Genomic DNA, 14,977 nt, shown 5'->3' with positions numbered 1-14,977 from the left:
CGATCCTCGAAGCGTTCAAGGCCAAGACCATCATCGTCAACAAGCGCTCGATGGCCAGTGGCTACGCCGGTCTGGACAACGAACTGTTCTACCTGGACAAAACCATGATGGTGTTCGGCGACGCTAAAAAGGTCATCGAAGACATGGTCAAAGCCGTCGAGTAAGTCCTGCCTCAGCGCAACACTAAAATGAAGCGCCCTCCCCTATCCTGCGAACATCACACTTTCGCAGGATAGGGGTGAAGATTTATAGACGAACGCTGGCAAAAGTTGATTCGTTACGTGCCTGGCTCAAAGCTGACATCGAACCGGCCAACGGCGAGAGCACCAATGCTTGCGGCAGCGGCATCATCGCCACCTGCTGCGCGGTATTGGAACCGACGCGCTCGTCACGCGGCGGAATGCCGAAGTATTCGCGGTAGCACTTGGAGAAGTGCGGTGTGGACACGAAGCCACAGATCGAAGCCACTTCGATGATCGACATCGGCGTTTGCTTGAGCAACTGTCGCGCACGGACCAGACGCAGTTTCAGGTAGTAACGCGACGGCGAGCAGTGCAGGTACTTCTGGAACAGCCGCTCCAGCTGGCGACGGGACACGTCGACATACACCGCCAGTTCGTCCAGGTCGATCGGCTCTTCGAGGTTGGCCTCCATCAGCGCGACGATTTCCTGCAACTTCGGTTGATTGGTGCCGAGCATGTGCTTGAGCGGCACGCGCTGGTGATCCTGTTCGTTGCGGATGCGCTCGTAGACGAACATTTCCGAGATCGCAGCGGACAGTTCACGCCCGTGATCACGGCTGATCAAGTGCAGCATCATGTCCAGCGGCGCGGTGCCTCCGGAGCTGGTGAAACGGTTACGGTCGAGGGTGAACAAACGGGTACTCATTACTATCCGCGGGAAAGCTTCCTGCATCGCCGCCAGGCACTCCCAGTGCACGCTGCAATCGAAACCATCGAGCAGTCCGGCGCAGGCCAGGGCCCAGCTGCCGGTGCACACCGCACCGAGACGGCAGGCCTTGCGGGCCTGGCTTTGCAGCCAGGATACGTGTTCACGGGTAACGGTGCGCTGAATGCCGACGCCACCGCAAACGATGATCATGTCCATTGGCGGGGCTTTGTGCATGGAGGCGTCAGGGGTGATTTGCAGGCCATCACTGGCCCAGACCTGGCCGCCATCGACGGTGAGGGTGGTCCAGCGATACAGCTCGCGACCGGACAACTGGTTGGCCATCCGCAGCGGTTCTACAGCGGACGCCAGAGAAATCAGCGTGAAATTGTCCAGCAGCAGAAAGCCGATGGATTGAGGCGCACGGTTCTGGGGTTGGGCCCCGGAGTTGAACGTCGTCATCGCGGTATCTCCTCACACAAAGCGAGTGATTGGCCTCAGGCAAAGGCTCTTTTTATTCTCCCATCCAAAAGTTGGTGGGTTTGTTCCTGTTCAACCTGCAAAGGTCATACCCAGTTACATATGTTTGAACGGATCCAAAAACGACATCATCCAATGTCTCTAAGCTGAGGGTTTGCAGGGAGGGAGCCATAAGGAAAACGCTTGAGTTTGTGCCTGCGCTCATCAACGCTGTGCACTTTCGTAGCATATACGCGAGAGATGCCTATAAACGACAACTTACTTGTCACCGACATCCACATGTCGGTTTTTGAATAAAATAATGACCAATGCCCCGATTTGGGCTGGCACAAGCGCCATGCTCGATAAAAGTGCTCTGTGACCGGGACAAGGCGTACCAGTAACTACGCTCGAGGAAAACCCTGACATACGCCGCGCCTGCTTCATGCTGGCGCGGCACACCCATGTCCTGCGCAATGGAGGTATCTGAGTTCAACGATTTGACGGTGGCGGTGGCGGTGGCGGTGGCCGCTCGTGTCTCACCTCAACCGAGGAACATCCATTGATGGCCCGACAAAAGTCGCAGGGCTTCGAGATCGCCGACCTGTCCCTGGACACGCCACTGCACGAACAGATCGCCGCACTGCTCGGCGAACCGGAAGTGGATTGCGCCATCGACGCCGTCGGCTTCGAGGCCCGTAGTCATGGTCATGACGGCGTGAAGCACGAAGCCCCGGCCACCGTGCTCACTCGCTGATGGGCGTGATACATGTGGCAGGTCTGTTTCAAAGTCCGAAGGGACTGAGCCACCATGCGAAGGAAATCTAGTCATGTTGATAAAAGTCGAAAGACTGAGCACATCGGACGACTGCAAAGTTCAGGAAAGTTTCAAATTTAGACTTAGCTTGCAAACTTACCTCACTCAGCACGTTAAAAATTTAAGCCAATTTAAAGCAACTCAAAGTTAAACGTCTTGTGAGGCAAAAAGTGACACGAGGTACGTTCGACGCCACCACTTTTTAACTTACCTTGGCAGGTAAGGATTATGCATTAGAGCGGCTTGAGCTAGCGTACTATCGACATATGGGATGTGACCTAAAGGTACGTTTTGGGTGACATGATTCACCTGAATGTTCGGTTAGTCAGCCTAAAAATCGAGAAAAACCACATGACGGGTCTACGTACGACCATTGGTCGCATTCGCTGATGACAGGTAGCAAAAGATCAGAAATCCGCTATTACATTAGTAACTGCAACTTCATTCATTGCACATCGTCAGAGGAACGCCCCGCGATGCGAAACTCACTTAAGCATTCGAGACTTCGTTTTGGCTTTTTATTTACTGTTATCTCAATGGGGCTGACTGCTTGCACCAGTAACGAAAATATTATTACACCTGCCAAAGAAATTACTCGACCACCTATCGATGATAGCGAGACTTCGTCTGTGCGTGTCACTACTAGCTGGATACAACACTCGCTTAGCCAAACTGACTGCCTGAAGCACGCCGGAGCGGCTCTTACAAAAGCGAGATATTTTGTTGATGCTGGAGACAGATCAGTCTTTGGGTTTCGTGAAGGTATGACTTTTTCGATCCGCTGCGACTACGAAGGAGTTGCTTTTTTAGCAGTGGCTTATCGCCACAGACCAAGTACTCAAATCCAGGATCGGGTCTTGAATGAAATAACCAGGTTATTTTAAGGACTAAGGCTAGAGGTCTAGGAGCTCGTCCATAGCAAGATCAAATGCCAGTTCTCTTTTCTGAGGTAAAATCTTGGCTTACCCATCTCCCACCTATGCCACCAAATTCAAGGCGGCCAGTGGTGCTGTGCATGACTGCAATCAGCTGGAGGTCGTGCCGCCGCACCGTCGGAGCATCAAATACCGAGAGCCAGACGATATTTCTCCGACTTCCCCCTTGCATCACTTCCTGATCGGTTGAATCCACCGTCGATGGCCCCCTTCACAACAGGCAGCAATGAGCTGTGCAGTCATTCATTGTGAATGAAATCAGGGGCGATTTAGTCTTGGTGGCCTCCGATGCAGGTTTTGGTTTCTCTGTGTCTGCTGCGATAGCCTGGGTGGCTACTGCGATTGCCGCTACCAGGGAGCAGATAACCCCCTGCCATCCTGAGAGGCCGATACTCGGGTCGTTCTCTGACGGTCGTGGCAGGCCGCAATCAGCCAAAAGCGGCCGGTGGTCGTTGCGATACGACTGTCGCCAGCATTTGGCTAAGCTTAATAAATCAGGACGAACTGAAACCTAAAGTGATTGCGGCCATCAACGGATCTGGATTGGCACCAAGGCGGCACTCCCAAGGGAGACGACTATGTATGCGGTGATAAGAACCTACCTGGGTACTGGAGCGAAGCAGTTTTTCGAACTGTTGGAAGAGCGCAATGCCGACGTCGAAGCTACCCTGCGGACAGTGCCTGGCCTCGTCAGCTACACACTGTTGAATACGGGTGATGGTGGCACGTCGGTGACTGTTTGCACGGACAAGGCCGGCAGCGATGCAAGCCTGAAAGTCGCGCGTGAATGGATTCAGAAAAATGCATCGAATATCCACGCGAACCCGCCAATCGTGACGGAAGGTCCGGTCATTGTGCAGATCAGCTAGCGACCGGTATGCAGGATGGCGAGTGCTATACTTTTTTCAAATTGCACGGGGTGTGCAACGTTCCCCACAGTACAACTACCAACTGCTGCCGGACAGAGGAGGTCTACAGCTAACCCGAGACGGGAGGTGTGGCATGAACCGGCACTATTACATCAGTGACAATCTCAACGATCTTGAAACCGTTGAATATGAATTGGAAGCCAGCGGCATCAATTCCGAACAGATTCATGTACTAAGTGAAAAAGTCGCTGATGTAGAAGAACATCACCTCCACGAGATCAGTTCACTAATGGAACAGGATGCTGTTCACTCTGGTGAGATTGGTGCGGTGATCGGTGTGCCACTCGCGGCGTTGGTCCTGCTTGGCGCCTATTGGATGGGTTGGACCGAATCCCCCGCAGGCTGGATGCCCTTTATCTTCCTTGCCATTGTTGTATTGGGCTTCTGCATCTGGGAAGGCGGTTTTTTCGGGTTCCAGGTGCCGAACACTCACTTCCGCAATTTCAAGCAGGCAGTAAAAGAAGGCAAACATATCTTCTTCGTGGATGTTGAACCGAATCAGGAATCGGTACTGGACCAGGTAATCAATCAGCATCCGAAGCTGAAGATCGCCGGCACAGGAGCGGCAGCCCCGCACTGGACAGTGGCCTGGCAGCACAAATGGCATCAGTTCAAGCGAGTGATATCGGGTTAGTGCCTGGAGACTCAAGGCCATCCGAAAAGCTGCTTACTGGCCAAAGAAAATGACCCGGCTGAGGAAGACATAGTCTGCCTCGGTGGCCATCAGCCCGATGAGCACCAGTAAACACAGAGGCGGCACCAGTATGGCGTAGACCATGGCCAGGCGCTCCCATGCCATATGCATGAAGATGGAGACAATCAAACCTGCCTTCAACAACATGAAAGTAATAATCAGGGTCCACCGAAGGTAACCATGGAAGTGGAAATAGTCGACAAGGTACGACAGCGTGCTGAGGACGAATAACAGCCCCCAGATCTTAAGGTACAAACTGATTGGATGTTGCTGACCCTGAGCATGTGCCATCACCCGTGCTCCTCTACCATAAATAGAAGAATGCAAAAATAAATACCCACACCAGATCCACGAAGTGCCAGTAAAGCCCGGCTATCTCGACGTTCTGATAGTTCCCGGAGCGCTCATAATCTCCGCGCCTTACTTTCAGCGCCACAATGCTGAGGTAGAGGGCGCCGATTGACACATGAAGTCCGTGAAAACCGGTAATCATGAAAAAGCAGGCGCCAAATTGCGCCGCGCCCATGGGGTTCCCCCAGGGACGCACCCCCTCTGCGATGAGCTTGCTCCATTCGAATGCCTGCATGCTGACGAAAGTCACCCCCAGGGCAGCGGTCGCCAGCATCAGGGCCGTGGTTTTCGCGCGATCACGGCGATAGGCGAAATTGACGGCCATGGCCATGGTGCCGCTGCTGCTGATCAGCACAAAGGTCATGATGGCGATCAGGATAAGCGGGATTTCCCTGCCGCCGATCGTCAATGCGAACACTTCACTGGGGTTCGGCCAGGCGCTGGTGATGGTCATGCGTACCGACATGTAGCCGGTCAGAAAACAGGTGAATATAAACGTATCGCTGAGCAGGAAAATCCACATCATCGCCTTGCCCCAGGGCACCTGCTTGAAGGCCTCTTTATCCGAGGACCAATCGTTGGCGATGCCCTGCCATCCCGGTGCAGGCAGCGAACCTGGTGGATTGGATGAACTGATCTCGGCTTGGGCTTGGGCTTCGACTTGCGGGAGCAATGCCATGGATGTTCACCTCAGGCCGCAGAATCTGGCGATGACGTCATAGGTTTGTGGCGAGCTGGCCAGCAGCGCGAACAGCACGAACCAAAGGCCCAGCAAGTAATGCCAATAGATGGCACAGAGCTCTACGCTGGCGCTGAGTTGCGCCAGTGGCACATGACGCAGGAACTTAGCGACGATCCAGCACCAGGCGATCAGCCCGCCCAGCAGGTGGAGCCCATGCAGACCGGTCAACAGGTAGAAGAAACTGTTGGCCGGATTGCTGGCGACAAAGTAGCCCCAGGCGACAAACTGCTGCCAGACCCAGAGTTGCCCCGCCAGAAAGGCAATGGCAAAGCCCCCCCCCAATGCAAAACCAATGACCGTTGCGCCCAACCGAGCCTTTCGGGCGGCCATTCGCGAGCACTGCAGTGCGATGCAACTCAATACCAGAAAAGCCGAATTCAGCCAGAGCGGTCGGAGATTGCCTAACGGCGCCAAAGGCTCTGTCAGGGGTAGCCAGTCGGCCATTTGTGAACGGGCGACAAAGGCGATCAGGAAGAGGAAGAATAACGAACTCACCACCACCAGAAACAAGCGCAGGCCTATCCTTGCGGTTTGCCTTCTATCGGCACCCTCGCCGGCCTGAATACCCTCAGGGTCGCGACTCCAGCTGCCGCCGGGATCAGCGCCGTCGGCGTTTCTCAATAGCAGCCTGTTCATGGCTTGACGTCCGCTATCTTGGTCCCGGCACTGAGTTGCCGCATGTGCTCCAGCTCCTCGGCGGAGACCGTTTGCGGCACGAAATCCTGCTCTATCCCCGGCACACTGTAGTCATAGGCCCAGCGATGCACGACCGGCAACTTCTCTCCCCAGTTACCGTGTTTCGGCGGGGTGTCCGGCGTTTGCCATTCCAGGCTGGCCGCGCCCCAGGGATTGCTGCCTGCGGGCTTGCCCTTGAATGCACTCCAGGACAGGTTGAACAGGAACAGCAACTGGGAAACGCCGACCGTCAATGCGACCACCGTAATGAAGGCATTCAAGTCTTGCGCGGACTGCGGGATGAACGCGTAGTTTTCATAGGCGTAGTAGCGACGTGGCATGCCCTGGAAACCCAGGTAGTGCATGGGGAAGAAGATGGCGTAGGTGCCCAGAAAGGTAATCCAGAAATGCAGCTTGCCCAGGGTGTCGTTCCACATGCGCCCGGTGATTTTCGGGAACCAGTGATAAATACCGCCGAACACCACCAGGACCGGTGCAACCCCCATGACCATATGAAAATGGGCCACGACGAAATAGGTGTCCGAGAGCGGAATATCCACAATCACATTGCCAAGGAACAACCCGGTCAGACCGCCGACCAGGAAGGTGACGATAAAGGCCAGGGCAAACAGCATCGGCACGGTCAAGTGGATGTCGCCCTGCCACAGGGTCAGCACCCAGTTGTAGACTTTCAGCGCGGTCGGCACCGCGATGATCAAGGTGGTGACGGCGAAGAAAAAGCCGAAGTACGGGTTCATTCCGCTGACATACATATGGTGCGCCCAGACCACAAAGCTGAGTACGCCAATCGCAATAATGGCCCACACCATCATTCGGTAGCCGAAGATGTTTTTACGCGCATGGGTACTGATCAAGTCGGAGACCAGGCCAAACGCAGGGAGAGCAACGATATAGACCTCCGGGTGGCCGAAGAACCAGAACAGGTGCTGGAACAATATCGGGCTGCCACCCTGGTGATCGAGCTGCTGCCCCAGCGAGATCATCGCCGGCATGAAGAAGCTGGTGCCCAACAGTTTGTCGAACAGCATCATCACCGCACTGACAAACAACGCCGGGAACGCCAACAAGGCCATGATCGAGGCCATGAAGATGCCCCATACCGAGAGCGGCATGCGAAACAGGGTCATGCCGTGGGTGCGCGCCTGCAACACTGTGGTGACGTAGTTCAACCCGCCCATGGTGGCCGCGACAATGAAAATCGCCAGTGAGACGAGCATCAGGACAATGCCCCACTCGACCCCCGGTGTCCCCTGGGAAATGGACTGTGGCGGATAGAGCGTCCAGCCGGAACCTGTGGGGCCGCCAGGGACAAAAAAACTGCTGAGCAACACCAGTACCGCCACCAGGTAAAACCAGTAGCTGAGCATATTGACGTAGGGGAAGACCATGTCGCGGGCGCCCACCATCAGCGGGATCAGATAGTTGCCGAAGCCACCCAGAAACAAGGCCGTGAGCAAGTAAATGACCATGATCATGCCGTGCATGGTCATCGCCTGATAATAAGTACTGGCGTCCATGAACGCCAAACTACCGGGGAAGCCTATCTGCATGCGCATCAAGCCGGACAATACCAGAGCGATAAGCCCCACGAAGATGGCCGTCAACGAATACTGAATGGCTATGACCTTGTGGTCCTGACTCCAGATGTATTTGGTCAGGAAACTTTTGGGCTCGTGCAGTGCTTCTGTTTCGGCTTGCTCCGCATAGGCCATCACGTCATCCTCCTGCCGAAGTTTCAGTGTATTCCTGGCTGTTTTACGGCTACTTCCCTGGCTCCGCCTTGTTCGAATCAGCGTCAGCATTCGCTTTGGATTTGATAAAAGCGATCAGTGCATCCAGCTCCTTGTCACTCGGAGCCAGGGCCGGCATGACAGCTGCATAGCCCTTGACGATTTTGGCATTGGGATGAAGAACCGAATCTCTGATATAGCCCTCATCGACCTTTACGCTCGTATCGTCGGCAAAGGTTTCCGTCTTGCCATACAGGCCCAGCCAGCTGGGGCCGACTCCCTTGTTGCCATCGACACTGTGGCAGGCCAGACAGCCGAGCGACCCGGCCAGTCGCTGTCCCTGCGCCACCAAGTCTTCACCCGGGCTCGACGCTTCGCCGGTCGAAGGTTCATCGACTTGCCCCGCAGCACCCAGTGATTTGATCAGGGCGATGACAGCACCCAGCTCATCGTCCTTGAGAGTATAGGCCACCATGACCGGCGGGTAGCCCTGTACCAGTCGGGCCTTCGGATCGAGAATCGACTCTTTCAGGTAGGCCTCGTCGACCTGCACACGGGTGCCATCGGCAAGCTGTTCAGTGCGGCCGTACAACCCCTTCCATCCCGGTCCGAGACTGGCACCGCCATCCTGGCTATGGCAGGCCTTGCAGCCGAGTTGTTCGACCAACTGGCGGCCTTTTTCCAGCACGCTGTCTCGACCGGGTTTGGCAGCTGTCGTCAATGTCTGCGCAAAAGTCGGCTGACCTTTGAGCCATTGATCGAAGACTCCCTGCTCTTCCACGATCATATGGCCGCGCATGTTGTAATGACCTACGCCACAGTATTCAGCGCAAAGGACTTCGTATTTTCCGGTTTTAGTCGGCGTAAACCAAAAGTACGACACCATCCCTGGCACCATATCCATCTTGCTGCGAATTTGCGGCACATAGAAATCGTGCAGGACATCTTTAGCGCGCAGCAAGACTTTCACCGGCCGATCGAGCGGAAGGCGAACTTCATTATTCATTACAAGCACATCGTCCTGCCCTGCAGGATCCTTGGGATCAAGGCCGAGGGGGTTGGCGGAATCAACAAACTTGATATCCGACTTGCCCAACTTCCCGTCCTGGCCGGGAAAACGAAAGGCCCACTGCCACTGCTGGGCGATTACTTCAAGTTCGTAAGCCTCTTTAGGCACCCGGACGAAATCGTTGTAGACAACCAGCCCTGGCGCCAACATCCCGGCAATACCAATCGAGGTAACGATAATCAACCATAGTTCCAGCTTTTTATTTTCTGGCTGGTAGGCCGCCCTGGCACCCTCCTTGTGACGATACCGCATCACCGCTACTGCCATGAATACCGTGATGGCAATGAAAAATATTCCGCTGATGATCAAGGTGATGAACAGGGTGGTGTCTATGGACCCCCAGTTGGAAGCCGCCGGTGTCGCCTGCCAAGGCGCAAGTATGTGGAATAGCACTGATGCAATAACGATTAGTATCAGGATAATTGCTACTGCCATTTCCTCTTCATCCTATTCCTGTTGTTCATTGGTTATGCAAACGCATCGCCACTGACGTCCAAGCAGGGCAGACAAATACCACCCATCCGGGCGGCAAAGTCAGTAGGAAGTATAGAGCCCATCCGGTTTACCGTGAGGTTGGCAGGTGAGGCCCGGCGACCGGCTATACTGAATTTTTGATGACGGACACCAGGGATTGGCCAGAAGCGGCGCCAAAAGTCGAACCCTGCCCTTGTGCAGTCATCAAACATAAGTGAAGGCATTGAGAAGCAACGATAGCTACCGATTCCAGCAATCCACATGGGAGGTTTCGTCATGAGTGCCCTGACGATCGAAGGCTGGTGCAAAACCAGCGGCGCCCAAAAGTCCACCCCGATGGGGGAAGTCCATTTCTACGTCGACGGACCTCTGCATGTCCGTCTGGAGCAGGCCGAAGAGCGCTTGCAGAAGACCCACGAGCGTGAAGCCATGGTCGATGTCGATATGGACTCGATGGACTTGATCATGCCCGAGGGATACGCCCCCTTGTCCGACTGCCAGATGCGTGTCTATTTGCACGACGAGCGCGGTCAGTTTCATCTGGTCGGGCACCGAGCGAGTGACGGCAGTTTGATCTACACCAACGCGGTGTTGATTGATCAACTGCTTGAGTAGCGGTTACTTAATTCCCGGCATCGGAGTTTCTCCGCGGGGTAATGTGCGGTGCCGAAAACTCACTGGTCTTTTAAACAGAATTCGGTGTGTTGCTTCGACCGATTGAAACTACAGACAGAAGCGGCCCTTCCCGCCCCGTTAAATCCACCTTGCCTCAGGGGCAAGTAGCCCCTGCCAAAAGCGATCGGTGAAACAGGGCCGCGACTCTCTCCATAAATGGGGTACTACACCCACCCAACCAGTCGTTTGCCACCAAATTTGAGGAACATTCCCCCTCCCCCCTTTTCTCGCTTGAAACCCTCAGACGCAGCTTGTTAATTCATTTGAGTTTTTTCTTCGCTCTATTGAAATGGCTCATTAGTTGCACCGCACCTGATACCCGCAACAGCTGTCGTCCCGGACATCATGGAAACGGCGGGGCTCGCCAGATTAGGCATGACGCGAGGGGTGAAAAATGAAACGAGCGACACCACCATGCAGTTCCATCGCCTTGTTGCCCAGGTCAAGCCTGTGGTGCGTGTTCCACGCAAACGTGAGGATGGGGTGATGGCTTCCACTAATAGATCAATGGCTCGAATCACGAAACGGCCGATGCCACTTTATAAGCAACTCGCTGAGTTGAGTCTGATGTTTATTGTGTTGGTGATGACGCTGGCGTTGTCCGCTGTACTGGCGATGGAGTTCACCCTTGGAGTGTTCTGACAAATGCGTCTTTCACTCAAATGGCTTGATGATTGCGGTATTGCTCGTGCGAGCGCCCATTTACCAGGCCCCCCCTGTAAAAAAAGCGGTTATGGGAGGTGTGTCATGTGGAATCAGCCTCTGATGATTGTGGCGATCTACCTTGCTATCACCCTCTGCATCGGCTGGCTGTGGTCCGCAGCTACCCTGTATTGGCTTTGATCCAATGGAAAAAGTGAATCACCACCTGATTTTGTAAACACACATGACCGGCAGCCATGTGTCGGTCAGTTCGGAACTGAAGGTCAACCGGTCAAATGTCCCATGGGGGCGCGGGGATGAACTTTGACTCGATCCATTGTTTGAAGGCGACGACCACCGCGCCCGGAAACCTGGCCGATGGCCTGACCAGATAGACCCCACCGGCGGTATCCAATTGCCAGTCGGGAAGGACATGCAACAGCCTCCCGGCAGCAATATCACGACTCATCAACCAGTCACCTGCCCCCAGTATTCCCGCATCGGCGCGGGCCGCTGCCAGTAATGATTCGCTGTCATTGGCCGTCAGGTTTCCTTTGGGAGAAATCGTCTGCAGCTCATTGCCGCGATGGAGTCTCCACTGGGGAAAAGACGCAAGGCCGCTGAAGCGAAGGCAGTTGTGCCTGATCAGGTCCTGTGGCGTTTCGGGCATGCCGTGCTGCCTGATATAAGCAGGCGAGGCACAGAGTATCCGGCGATGGTCACTCAGTTTTTTGGCGATCAACCGGCTGTCTTCCAACTCTCCGATTCGGATCGCCACGTCAAAACCTTCATCGATGATGTTGACCAGACGCTCGCTGTAGTCTGCAAGGATCGAGACATGCGGATGAGCCTTGAGAAACTCCGGCAGCATCGGGCCAAGCCAACGCCTGCCCATGGCTGCCGGCAATGCAAGGCGCAACGTACCGCGGATTTCGCTGGCGCCCTCGGACGCTTGTTGCTGCGCTTCATTCATCAACTCGATGGCCGAGCGCAGGCGCTGCTCCAACCTGGCGCCTGTTTCAGTCATTCGAACCTGCCGGGTGGAGCGCTCCACGAGCCGAACGCCGAGGCGTTTTTCCATTGCGGCGAGTCGCTTTGAGACGACGGTTGGGTGTCGCTGCAATAGCCGGCCAGCCCCGACAAATGAGCCTTGCGAGGCCACGGCCAGAAACGCAGCGATTTCGTCACTGTGCTGATTGTTCAGAACATCAAGATTCATGGTTTTAAAATGATCGCCCCCGATGAACGCCCCGACTCCAGGTCCGCATGCGCCAATGCTGCATCCGCCAGAGAGTAGCTTGCCCGGACCGAAGGTTTGATAATACCCGCACCGATGGCGGCCAACACATCCTGTGCTCGCTCCTGGTACTCGGAAGCGCTCGCCGTATGGGCTGCCAACGAAGGACGAGTGAGGAACAGAGAGCCTTTGGCATTGAGTGTCGACAACTCCACGGCTGACGGCGCACCCGATGAAGCGCCAAACGATACCATCAGACCCCGTGGTCGCAAGCAATCCAGGGATGCCTGGAAAGAAACTCGCCCTATCGGGTCATAGACGACGTCGACCATTTTACCCTCGGTGATACGAGCGACTTCGCAAGCCAGGTTGTCAGCATCGAACACCAGCACTTCATCGCATCCCGACGCCTGGGCTTTCTCGACACTGGCCTGCTTTGAAACCACGCCGATCACGGTGGCACCCAAGTGTTTTGCCCACGGCACCATGATTTCCCCCAGTCCTCCAGCCACACCGTAGAGGAGCATGGTTGTGCCGGGCCCTACGGGATAGGTGGTTTTCAAAAGGTACTGCGCAGTGATGCCCTTGAACATGACGGCTGCGACATCATCGAACGACAGCGAATCCGGAATTTTGACCAGCCGCTCTGCCGGATAAATCCGGGCCGAAGCATAGGAACCGATAGGGCCGGTGGCATAGGCCACGCGATCCCCTACTCGTACGTTACTGACACCCGCCCCCACAACTGCGACACGCCCAGCGCCTTCCAGCCCAAGCCCGGATGGCAACGCTATGGGCACCGCCCCCTTGCGCTGGGTAACGTCGAGAACGTTGACACCTACAGCCTCTTGCTCAAGCCAGACCTCGCCCTGGCCTGGCGTTTGTTCGCTCAACGTCTCCAGGTTGAGTACTTCAGGGTTGCCGAACTGGTTAAACCGGATCGCAGATACCATGGTCATTTCTCCTTCAGTCAGAAGCCGCTATCAAACAAGTGGCCTCAGTGTGAGAACTGACCTGCTGATGAACAAGATGGGGTGATTGCAGGACATTAATGCACTGATTGCAGCAATGTAATCGCGAATGGCAGGCGTCAGTACGTGGAGCATGCTGGGATCATTGTGATTATTGAGAAAACAAGGGTTGTCGCCGTGAGTCTGCCTGGCTTGGTGGCTGCCTTTCGTGACAGGCAACAAACGGCCAGAAGCGGTCATGGGGACGCGACTTCTATTCAAAGAAAGTAAGCCCCCAAAATCCCCGCAGCAACGAACCAAACAAATACAACGATTACCGCAGCAAATCTGTTCGCTGGCGGCCTCACTTGGCTTTTCTCCCACTCACTCGCTTTGACCTGACACTCCTCGAGCACCTGCACAGGCATCAAGCGAATAGCGAGCAGAATGCCAAGCGGCAAGATGATCACGTCGTCCAAGTATCCAAGCACAGGAATGAAATCAGGAATGAGGTCGATTGGACTCAGCGCATACGCCACGACAAAAACCGAAATCCATTTGGGTAACCAGGGTGTCTGCGGATGCTGATAGCAAAACCAGAGAACCATGGTTTGCCGTTTTAGCTTTCTGGCCCAGCCGCGTAAACGATCAAGTATGCGTTTCATGTCGTAATTGTCAGTACCTGAAGGAGCGTGCCTGCGAGCGTAGCGCCTTGGGTGATTGACTGCTATGGGTAGTGGATTCAACCGGTCGTGACAGGCAGCAATCAGCCAACAACAGTCATTCAATGTCTACAAGTTCAGGGGCGATTCAGAAGATGTCCCGACCAGGAACGCTCCCCCCGCAGCCCTGCCATACTGTTCAACATGACCAGTGCAACTTTCCGCTTCTTTGATGAGCTCAACGATTTCCTGCCGGCCGATCGGCGGCGGCAGCCCTTCACCTGCCAGTGCGCGCAAGGGGCCACGGTCAAGCACATGATCGAGGCGCTCGGAGTGCCGCACACCGAGGTCGAACTGGTGCTGCTCAACGGCGAGTCGGTGGGCCTGGAGCGGGTGATCCTCGACAGTGACCGGTTGGCGGTGTATCCCAAGTTCGAAGCGCTGGACATCAGCCCGCTGCTGAAGGTTCGCGCGCAACCTTTACGGGTGCTGCGTTTCGTCGCTGATGCACACCTTGGCGGGCTGGCCAGCCTGCTGCGCATGAGCGGCTTCGACACTCTCTACGACAATGGCTTCGAGGATGGCGAGATCGCCGAGATCGCTGCGCAGCAAGGGCGCATCGTGCTGACCCGCGACCGCGAACTGCTCAAGCGGCGAATCATCAGCCACGGCTGTTATGTGCATGCCCTGAAACCGTCGCTGCAGCTGCGCGAATTGTACGAGCGCCTCGACCTGGCGCGTAGTGCGCGGCCATTCAGCCTGTGCCTTCATTGCAACCTGCCGCTGCACGAGATCAGCCTGGAACTGGCCCGCACGCAGGTGCCGCCACGCATTGGCGCCCTCTATTCGCACTTCCTGCGCTGCGACGCCTGCCAACGGGTTTACTGGGAAGGTTCGCACTGGCGCGGTATGTGTGCATTGCTGGCACCGCTGCTGAACCGATAGCCGCCAGCCCTTGGCGGGCAAAAAATAACAAAATTGCCATGTGCTCCCTCCGTTCCTTCTTGCGTCGCACTGTTCATTGCCC

Annotated in this window: 16 protein-coding genes and 1 pseudogene; 8 read left to right on the top strand and 9 right to left on the bottom strand. The window is 55.5% G+C overall.

Annotated elements, in window-relative coordinates:
• Nucleotides 1-164 (top strand): NAD(P)(+) transhydrogenase (Re/Si-specific) subunit beta (locus KGB07_RS21850; protein WP_223466535.1); only part of this gene is annotated, 164 nt, incomplete at its 5' end.
• Between the two features lie 82 nt (nt 165-246).
• Here the strand turns inward: KGB07_RS21850 and KGB07_RS21845 are convergent.
• Nucleotides 247-1,350 carry a GlxA family transcriptional regulator gene (locus KGB07_RS21845; RefSeq protein WP_046040493.1) on the bottom strand — a complete coding sequence of 368 codons (1,104 nt, stop codon included), beginning with the start codon at nt 1,348-1,350 and terminating at the stop codon, nt 247-249.
• Between the two features lie 562 nt (nt 1,351-1,912).
• Here KGB07_RS21845 and KGB07_RS21840 point away from each other — a divergent pair.
• The 4 genes and pseudogenes from KGB07_RS21840 to KGB07_RS21825 form a co-directional block, all read left to right on the top strand.
• Nucleotides 1,913-2,142 (top strand): annotated as a pseudogene (locus KGB07_RS21840) (formaldehyde dehydrogenase, glutathione-independent); the annotation flags it as partial.
• Nucleotides 2,143-2,640: 498 nt separating this feature from the next.
• A complete protein-coding gene (locus KGB07_RS21835) occupies nt 2,641-3,048 on the top strand; it encodes a hypothetical protein (RefSeq protein WP_185754774.1) in 408 nt (135 codons plus the stop codon).
• 629 nt (nt 3,049-3,677) lie between these two features.
• Nucleotides 3,678-3,968: a hypothetical protein gene (locus tag KGB07_RS21830; protein ID WP_046040491.1), complete on the top strand. Its 291-nt coding sequence runs from the start codon at nt 3,678-3,680 to the stop codon at nt 3,966-3,968.
• A 133-nt stretch (nt 3,969-4,101) separates the two neighbouring features.
• Nucleotides 4,102-4,662, top strand: a complete 561-nt coding sequence (locus KGB07_RS21825) for a hypothetical protein (protein ID WP_046040490.1) — start codon at nt 4,102-4,104, stop codon at nt 4,660-4,662.
• Nucleotides 4,663-4,695: 33 nt separating this feature from the next.
• Here the strand turns inward: KGB07_RS21825 and KGB07_RS21820 are convergent, their stop codons facing one another.
• The 5 genes from KGB07_RS21820 to KGB07_RS21800 are packed head-to-tail and all read right to left on the bottom strand — an operon-like array spanning nt 4,696 to nt 9,745.
• Nucleotides 4,696-5,013: a cytochrome C oxidase subunit IV family protein gene (locus tag KGB07_RS21820; RefSeq protein ID WP_046040489.1), complete on the bottom strand. Its 318-nt coding sequence runs from the start codon at nt 5,011-5,013 to the stop codon at nt 4,696-4,698.
• 13 nt (nt 5,014-5,026) lie between these two features.
• A complete protein-coding gene (locus KGB07_RS21815; RefSeq protein ID WP_046040488.1) occupies nt 5,027-5,752 on the bottom strand; it encodes a heme-copper oxidase subunit III family protein in 726 nt (241 codons plus the stop codon).
• A gap of 6 nt (nt 5,753-5,758) precedes the next feature.
• Nucleotides 5,759-6,451 (bottom strand): cytochrome c oxidase subunit 3, encoded by a 693-nt coding sequence (locus KGB07_RS21810; protein ID WP_223466534.1) that lies wholly within the window; start codon nt 6,449-6,451, stop codon nt 5,759-5,761.
• Nucleotides 6,448-8,223, bottom strand: coding sequence for a cytochrome c oxidase subunit I (gene ctaD / locus KGB07_RS21805; RefSeq protein WP_046040485.1), 1,776 nt, complete (start codon nt 8,221-8,223; stop codon nt 6,448-6,450). Before ctaD ends, KGB07_RS21810 begins: the two co-directional genes overlap by 4 nt.
• A gap of 49 nt (nt 8,224-8,272) precedes the next feature.
• Nucleotides 8,273-9,745, bottom strand: a complete 1,473-nt coding sequence (locus KGB07_RS21800; RefSeq protein ID WP_046040482.1) for a cytochrome c oxidase subunit II — start codon at nt 9,743-9,745, stop codon at nt 8,273-8,275.
• Between the two features lie 315 nt (nt 9,746-10,060).
• On the opposite strand from KGB07_RS21800, the gene KGB07_RS21795 reads away from it, so the two are divergent.
• Nucleotides 10,061-10,399, top strand: a complete 339-nt coding sequence (locus KGB07_RS21795) for a hypothetical protein (RefSeq protein WP_046040518.1) — start codon at nt 10,061-10,063, stop codon at nt 10,397-10,399.
• A gap of 447 nt (nt 10,400-10,846) precedes the next feature.
• The gene (locus tag KGB07_RS21790; RefSeq protein WP_185754777.1) at nt 10,847-11,101 is read left to right on the top strand and encodes a hypothetical protein; all 255 of its coding nucleotides are present in this window, start codon (nt 10,847-10,849) and stop codon (nt 11,099-11,101) included.
• A gap of 292 nt (nt 11,102-11,393) precedes the next feature.
• Here the strand turns inward: KGB07_RS21790 and KGB07_RS21785 are convergent, their stop codons facing one another.
• The 3 genes from KGB07_RS21785 to KGB07_RS21775 form a co-directional block, all read right to left on the bottom strand.
• Nucleotides 11,394-12,320, bottom strand: a complete 927-nt coding sequence (locus KGB07_RS21785) for a LysR family transcriptional regulator (protein ID WP_223466532.1) — start codon at nt 12,318-12,320, stop codon at nt 11,394-11,396.
• The gene (locus tag KGB07_RS21780; RefSeq protein WP_223466530.1) at nt 12,317-13,291 is read right to left on the bottom strand and encodes a quinone oxidoreductase family protein; all 975 of its coding nucleotides are present in this window, start codon (nt 13,289-13,291) and stop codon (nt 12,317-12,319) included. Before KGB07_RS21780 ends, KGB07_RS21785 begins: the two co-directional genes overlap by 4 nt.
• A gap of 275 nt (nt 13,292-13,566) precedes the next feature.
• Entirely contained in the window at nt 13,567-13,953 is a 387-nt protein-coding gene (locus tag KGB07_RS21775) for a YkvA family protein (protein ID WP_223465041.1), read from the bottom strand.
• Between the two features lie 201 nt (nt 13,954-14,154).
• On the opposite strand from KGB07_RS21775, the gene KGB07_RS21770 reads away from it, so the two are divergent.
• Nucleotides 14,155-14,895 carry a Mut7-C ubiquitin/RNAse domain-containing protein gene (locus tag KGB07_RS21770; protein WP_223466528.1) on the top strand — a complete coding sequence of 247 codons (741 nt, stop codon included), beginning with the start codon at nt 14,155-14,157 and terminating at the stop codon, nt 14,893-14,895.
• The last annotated feature ends 82 nt before the right edge of the window (nt 14,896-14,977 follow it).

Origin of the sequence: Pseudomonas sp. GL-RE-26 (assembly GCF_019956275.1) — a bacterium.
In the GTDB taxonomy this organism is placed as follows: domain Bacteria; phylum Pseudomonadota; class Gammaproteobacteria; order Pseudomonadales; family Pseudomonadaceae; genus Aquipseudomonas; species Aquipseudomonas grandcourensis.
The sequence above is the reverse complement of the archived record's forward strand: the minus strand, read 5'-3'. Positions and strand labels throughout refer to the sequence as shown.